The sequence below is a fragment of the Flavobacterium cauense R2A-7 genome (assembly GCF_000498475.1).
In the GTDB taxonomy this organism is placed as follows: domain Bacteria; phylum Bacteroidota; class Bacteroidia; order Flavobacteriales; family Flavobacteriaceae; genus Flavobacterium; species Flavobacterium cauense.
The window spans coordinates 1-7,093 of the sequence record NZ_AVBI01000008.1 but is presented as its reverse complement, the minus strand read 5'-3'; the positions used below and the strand labels follow the sequence as shown (position 1 = coordinate 7,093).

Annotated in this window: 8 protein-coding genes; all 8 read right to left on the bottom strand. The window is 31.0% G+C overall.

Features of this window, described 5'->3' with window-relative positions; translation table 11 throughout:
* Positions 1–29 precede the first annotated feature (29 nt).
* A complete protein-coding gene (locus FCR2A7T_RS03460; protein ID WP_023569889.1) occupies positions 30–686 on the bottom strand; it encodes an energy transducer TonB in 657 nt (218 codons plus the stop codon).
* A 228-nt stretch (positions 687–914) separates the two neighbouring features.
* A complete protein-coding gene (locus FCR2A7T_RS03455) occupies positions 915–1,331 on the bottom strand; it encodes a hypothetical protein (protein ID WP_035117212.1) in 417 nt (138 codons plus the stop codon).
* A gap of 199 nt (positions 1,332–1,530) precedes the next feature.
* Positions 1,531–2,784, bottom strand: a complete 1,254-nt coding sequence (locus FCR2A7T_RS03450) for a tetratricopeptide repeat protein (protein WP_023569887.1) — start codon at positions 2,782–2,784, stop codon at positions 1,531–1,533.
* A 146-nt stretch (positions 2,785–2,930) separates the two neighbouring features.
* Complete coding sequence (locus tag FCR2A7T_RS03445; RefSeq protein WP_023569886.1) at positions 2,931–3,614, bottom strand: hypothetical protein; 684 nt, start codon at positions 3,612–3,614, stop codon at positions 2,931–2,933.
* A gap of 184 nt (positions 3,615–3,798) precedes the next feature.
* Positions 3,799–4,311 carry a hypothetical protein gene (locus FCR2A7T_RS03440; protein ID WP_035117208.1) on the bottom strand — a complete coding sequence of 171 codons (513 nt, stop codon included), beginning with the start codon at positions 4,309–4,311 and terminating at the stop codon, positions 3,799–3,801.
* Positions 4,312–4,471: 160 nt separating this feature from the next.
* Complete coding sequence (locus FCR2A7T_RS03435; protein WP_023569884.1) at positions 4,472–5,017, bottom strand: hypothetical protein; 546 nt, start codon at positions 5,015–5,017, stop codon at positions 4,472–4,474.
* A gap of 161 nt (positions 5,018–5,178) precedes the next feature.
* Complete coding sequence (locus tag FCR2A7T_RS14655; RefSeq protein ID WP_023569883.1) at positions 5,179–6,369, bottom strand: Fic family protein; 1,191 nt, start codon at positions 6,367–6,369, stop codon at positions 5,179–5,181.
* A 198-nt stretch (positions 6,370–6,567) separates the two neighbouring features.
* Positions 6,568–7,093: hypothetical protein (locus tag FCR2A7T_RS03425; RefSeq protein WP_035117205.1), on the bottom strand; the 526-nt coding region annotated here is incomplete at its 5' end.

Below are 7,093 nucleotides of genomic sequence, written 5' to 3'. Positions count from 1 at the left end.
TTGCAGAAAACCGCTGTTAGCGGAAGTTTTTAATTTATTGTTATTGGAATTATATATGGACATTTTACAAATGCCCCTCCTTGATGTGCTGGTTGCCATCTTGGAAGTAAATTCATCACTCTTATTGCTTCATCATTTAGTTTTGGATTTGTACTTTCTTTGATTTCTACTTGCGTTGCAAATCCTTTAGGATCAATATAAAATTGAATTTTTAGTTTTCCTTTATTCCCACTGCTATTAAAATTGTTCCCAATGAATTCATAAAGTTTACTTACACCACCATAAAACATTGGCATGACTTCGGCCGCTTGAGCGTAATATTTAATAACATCTGAATCGAGTTCTTTTCCTTTTGTATCTATAAGAGTTTGACTATTATCTTCTTTTCTGTAATAGTTGCAAATAATTGTTTTTGAATCTTTATAAATTTCAAGTTTGTCATCATTATTAAATGAAGCAATTAGCATTGAATTTTTATAAAATTTTGTATCTCCAATTAATTTTCCTCCTTTAAACTCACAACTTATCAATACATTATTTTTTTCGTCAAACAATTTCCATATTCCAGTTTGATTATTATTCTCATCTAATGAATTAATTTTTTCTCCATTATATTCAATAGTCTTTTGTGCAATTGTAGATATTGAGCTAATTAGGAAAATAAATAGAAGTAAGTTTTTTTTCATTTTTTAAAATTCAATTTTATTTTTATAATTATCAGTTCTTTTTTTCGCGCGGTTTTCTAAAATTTCCGCTAACGTCCCGCCGGCTTTATGTCAGTGGCGGATTTTTTTATTACTGACGATTACAAATATACCGAAAAGAGTGAAAGAAAAACGTGAACTTTAATACAAAAAGTGCGAGCAAAAACTTTCCAAAAAAATCCCAAGCCCCGCCATTGCATAAAACCGCTGTTAACGGCTGGCTTTTAATTGTAGCACTGTGTTGATACTGTTTATAAGTCCAATTGATGCTTTTCCAGTTTCCATTTGAAAATCATATTGTTCTCCAAACATATCAACAATTCTGAATATTGATAATTCAGGTTTGTTTATATGCTTTTTAAAATCTCCATAAATCACGTCGTCAATATCCTCAAAGTTTACAAAACATATTTTGTCATTCTTTTTTTCGATTATGCGACGAGTTGTGATTATTGTTTTTGCTTTCGAGCTGTTTATTTCAAAAATTGGTAATTCATTTTCGTCAAGCGTAAATTCTTCAGATTTATTTTCAGAACAAACTTTTGAATAAATCCAATTTTCTGGATTCATTGCTGAACGATTAATTTTTGCGATTGTTATTTTCTTTATCGAAGTGTCCGTTTTCATCCTATTACGTACAGTTTTTCCAAGCTTGCCGTTAACGTCCCGCCGGCTTTATGCTGTAGCGGATTTTTTATTACTGATGTTTACAAATATACCGAAAAGTGGAAAGAAAAAACTTCTTTTTAAAGAAGAAAATAAGCACAGACCAATCCAAAAAATCCCAAGCCCCGCTATAGCATAAAACCGCTGTTACCAGCAGTTTTTAATAAATTTCAGCTTCTTTAATCTTAATGTTAGTCAACTTAAGCAAATACAAGCATATCGATTTAAAATCTTTACTAGGATCATTAGTTTTAGTTACTTCAAATATATCTGATTCTTTGTGTTCTAATGTCCACGTTGCTCCATCTGACATTAAAACATATACGTTATTTGGTAGATTTTCATAGTTTGCTTTATTAAGTAATGATTCAAAATCTCGCCATTCCTTTGCTGAAATTTTTCTTTGTCCTTTTCCTTTTAGCCCTTTTGGTTCATAGCCTCCGGCACCTTTTCCCATAGCCCAGTGTAAATTGTATTTTTCGTCTATTTTTTCTATTCTGATAGATATTGGGTGATGAAAGCTTCTAAGCCAAGTAAACCGATAAATTATCGAATTTGGTTTAGAATTCATATTATATAAGTTTGGCTCATTCAAACTTTTAAGTTGCTTAGTTAACCAATCTCCATCTCCTTCGGAGCTTTCAGCCTTAAATAAATAATTAATAGTTTTATCACATTCCCAATCTGTTGAGAGATTCATGAACTGATTGGTGGGGTAGTATCGATTAGGATTTGGTTGTAGTGCATATTTAGCGGGTAGTTCTACATTTAAAAAACATGCTAATTGTTTCATGGGATAATAAATAACATTTCTATATGAGTTGCTAATATCCCAAAGATCTTTAAAACTTTGTAGAGCTAATTCTGCCGAGTTTGGAAAAGATGATTTTGACTTAATTATACTAAGACTATCTGTTTTTGGGTTAAATATGGAATCATTTTCGAATTTAACCTCAGTGAATAGATCATAATTAGGTTTTTCAAAAGGAAGTAAAAAGTCTCTATAATAAGTCTCCGCTAGCGAATAATTTGCAATTATATTTGAAGGGTCAATTTTTTTAGCCTTTAAAAGGTATTCAACTTTCTTTAATGTATAATTTTCAACCTCTTTTTGAGAATAAAGATATTCACTTCTTAAAAGAAAGGGTTCAGGTTTATTTGGGAAGTTCTTAGTTAAATTTTCAAAGAAATAGTTTACAGAGTCTATTTCTCTATCCTGATAATACTGGCAAATGTAGTTTATAGCGGTATCGTTAAATGGATCTATTTTTTGTAAAGTCCGAGCAAGTTTTATTTTGTCGCCATATTCTTCACCGCTTTTCCAATATCTCAGTTCAGTTTCAAGTTGCTTAATATTTTGAGAATGGCAAACTGTCCCAATTAAAATAAGTATTGTTAAAAGTGCGTTTTTCATAAAATTGCTGGTAACGTCCCGCCGGCTTTAAGAAGTTGGGGATTTTTATTCCCGAACCATTCCATTAGGACTGAAGTCAAATATACAAAAAGACCGTTCCATTAAACACTAAAGCCCCAATTTCTTAAAACCGCTGTTACCAGCAGTTATTTTAATTTCAAACTCTTTTTCAAAATTCCATAACCATTCCAAAATATTGATGGTTCTCGGTATGAAAATTTTTCTTCGTTTAGACTGATTTCATTAAAACCGCTTAGAGTGCTTATAAAATCTGGTTTAGGTAAGTTTCTTAATTCCGTTTCATATTTTACGATTGCGTTAATATCAGTTTCTTTCAACTTTCTTTTTTTGCTTTTATGTTTAAGAAAGAGTTGATTATTTTTTTTATAAACTTTTATAGAATCAGATCCATTATTGAAGCATCCATAAAATTTAAAATTAATTGTCAGCGTTTCATTATCTCTTATGGTTTTGATAAATAAATCTTTTGACTTGGAATTTTGTAGTTGGTCAACATAAAGATCAATTTCTTGTCCACCAAGTATATTGTTCGTTTCAATAAGAGTAATCGTTTTTTCAATTTTTTCTCCGAAAAGGTTATTATAACAAAACTTATAATCGCCATTTGGTACATTCTCGAATAAAGCGAATGAATCAGGATTAGGTATATTTTTAAAGATTATATTGTCTTTGTATATTTTTAAGGTATCTACGATTAAAGTAATATCATTCTCTGATTGACTTCTTTTTAGATGCACTGCCAAGTTAATCTGCGAAAAAGAAGATAAGGATAATAGAAAGGTTAGTAATATTAAGTACAGTTTTTTCATAATTGCTGGTAACGTCCCGCCGGCTTTGTGTCAGGCGGGGATTTTTATTACTGTTGTTTACAAATATACCGAAAAGTCTGAAAGAAAAAAGTTGAAAAATAGGAGAGAAGTGCAAACACTGGCTTTTACCAATACACACTGAAACCCCGCTTGCACAAAACCGCTGTTGTATGCCGTTATCTTTTTAATCTTCTATTTCGTCAGCGTTTTTAAAAATAATTTTAGTTACTGCTTTGCTATTGGAGAAAAGTAAGAAACCAATAGTTGCTTTCAAGAAATATGCAATAATCCATTTAGAATTATTGAAATCGATAAACAATTCGTCTTGTCTAAAAAACTCGAAAAGTGTTTCACACAACATTGGTATACTTCCAATAAAAGTTAATCCTCCAATTACAGCTATCGCAATATTGAGTATCGTTGAAGCTTTAATGTTTAGCTCTATATTTTCCTCTATCTCTTTGTCAAGTTTTAGTTTGTTAATTATCCAGTTAGGTTTAAAAACACAAAATCTTAGAATAAGAATATATATAATTATTATCAATACAAGGAAGAAAGATATTTCTGTTGGATTTTCACTTGTTTGAAAAGTTGCGTAAAGCGTTGAAAAGAATTCAGGAATTACGGTTAAGCTCGATAATAAAATTGATAACCCTAAAATTTTAATTAGTATTGTCCAGAAAGTTCTCGTTTTCATATAGTTTGGTTAATGGCATACAACGTCCCGGGGCTTCATGAAGTTGGGGTTTATATATTCCCAAACCATTGAATAACTACGGAAGTCAAATATATGAAATAACCTTTAAATTTAGCCTAAAGCCCCAATTTCATGAAACCCCTGTTGTGTGTAGTTGTCTTTACTTACTATATTCTTCGCTAATCAATTTAAAATGCTTTCTAATTAATTCTTTTTTGTCTTCTTTCACATCAAAATCTATGTAACCATCGTTAAAATAAATTCTAAAACTGCTTATTTCCTTGTTTGAAAGAATTGATAAATCGTCATTTATTTCATTGTTGTTGTCAACTATGAAATATTCTACATTTAAATTTGATTCGCAAACAATTTCTGTTGATTGTTTTAATGTGATTTTTGAGTTGTCAGAAAATAAAATGATGATTTTTCCATTAGAAGGATTTACACACAAATTTCTACCTAATTGAAAATTAAAATTACTTAGAATAATTTTACTGTTTTCTTTTTTGATAAGTCTTGTTGAGAGGAAAATATTATTAATTAGCCCTTTTGCAATATTGTCAGTTGTTTTCCATCTTTTACCTTCGGAAACATCAACTTTGAAGATTTTCTGATCTGTGAATTTATCAATCTCGTTTATTGCGATTCGTTGCGCAAAAGTTTGATTAACAATTATAATAAGAAAAAGGAGTAGAGTTTTTTTCATATAGTTTGGTTCAATTACACACAACGTCCCGTGGCTTTATGAAGTTGGGGTTTATATGTTTCCAAACCTTTCCATTCGGACTGAAGCCAAATATACAAAAAGTTCGTCCCATTAAACCTTAAAGCCCCAATTTCATAAAACCACTGTTATGCCTCGTTTTTCTATTCGATAATGTCTGTCCCATATATTGCAATAGTGACAATTTTTTCCAATGGCTTCAAATTACCTTGTTGACCTTCATTCAATGCATCATAATATGAAGGTCTGTCCTCGATGATTACTTGCTCTGTAATGTCTAATAATTCACTTGCTTGTTGATTAAGTAAAAATCTTGCAACTCTACCATTGCCATCAAGAAAGGGGTGGATTGATAGAAAATCATTATGAAATTTTGCAATCCGTTGAATTTTTACTGTTTTCTTTTTTGCGACTAAAATATCTGGATAGTCTTTTCGCCAGCCTTCTAGAAGTTCCTCTGTCAGTTTAGGAACAAGTTCTGGTTTCGGTGGAACAAAACTCGCCTTCTCTGGTGAACTATTCGGTGAGCCAACCCAAATTGTATGTGTCCTAAAAATTCCAATCTCTTTGCTACCACTTTCAAACATCATTGCTTTGTGGATGTATTTAAGTGATTCTGAATTTAAGTTCTGAATGGATATTTCCAGTTGTTTCGGAAACTCTAAATTCTTTTTGTCAGTCTTTTTGGGAGTGTCTTGAATAAAAGCTATGGTTTGTTGAGCAAAAGCATAAATGTCGTCCAATTTGCTTTTGTCTATAGCTTTTGTATCGCAACATTCATCAATCTTTGCGGACAAAACAGAAATTATTCCTTTACTATATGTATCGAAAAGTTGTGGTAAACGATTTTGTTGTTTTGAAAAGAATGAAATTTGGTCTTCTTCACTGAGTTTGATTTTTAGGTGAGATAAACGTATTGGTAATCCCAAGGCAGAGTCTAAGAGTCCTCGAATAGCTTCGTTGTCATAAATGATGCAATTAATACTGTCTTTGGTCGCAATAGATTGAAGTGTCTTTTTGTTTGAAGGAGTTAGTTTTTGGTTTGTCATAAAAATGATACCATCCACATTGTTCTTCTTAACTCCTTTATAGTCCCCTTCAAATTTAAACTTAATACTTCTGAAAGTCTTTGGTAATGGAGCAAAATAGACTGCTGCTAGATATGTCCGTCCACTTTTTTTACAGAGAATATCCTTTGTCCCATCAGGTCCACCCAATGGTGATTGAGGGTCAACTGATTCGAAATCCTGCATTATGAGTATGTCAGCACACATCCTCTCTGCGTTTAATGAGTCTCCACGCCAATTAAGTAATTTATATTCTGTTTCAGTCATTGTCTGTTTTTAAAATGAGGTATAACGTCCCGCCGGCTTTATGTCAGTGGCGGATTTATTGTTACTGACGTTTACAAATATACCGAAAAGAGTGAAAGAAATACATGAATTTTAATACAAAAAGTGCGAGCAAAAACTTTCCAAAAAAATCCCAAGCGCCGCCATTGCATAAAACCGCTGTTATCTGCTGTAACAATTTTAATTTTTGGCTATTTCTATTTTTTGGATTTCATTCTGGTTCGTTCCTTCTACATAAGTTATTTTGACATTCAAATTCTCGTAAAGTGTTTTACTGTTATTTCCTCCAAAATGATTAAATTGATATAATGCATTATCATAATACCAAAATTTTACAGAATCAACTTCAAAACTTTCATAAGTAGTTTTTCCAGCTCTTGGATTTCCAATAACCCGTTGAAAATTATAGATTTTACCTTCTACTTTTTTAACTCTGTTAGATTTTAAAAATTCAGTTAATCTTTTTTCAGTATTATCATTAACAAAAAACTTTAAGTAAATGTATGCAGGAACAGATAAGGTTAAAAATGTTCCAGTTAAAAAGATGAGCAATTTTTTTTCAAAATCTTTCTTTTTGAATTTCAAAACTGATAAAAGCGCACAAAGGGAAATAAATGATAATATTAAAAAAATTGAATCAGAAGTTGTTGAATTACTAGGCGTGTCAAGAATAGACCAATAAGTATAATATTCTCTCATTTTTTTT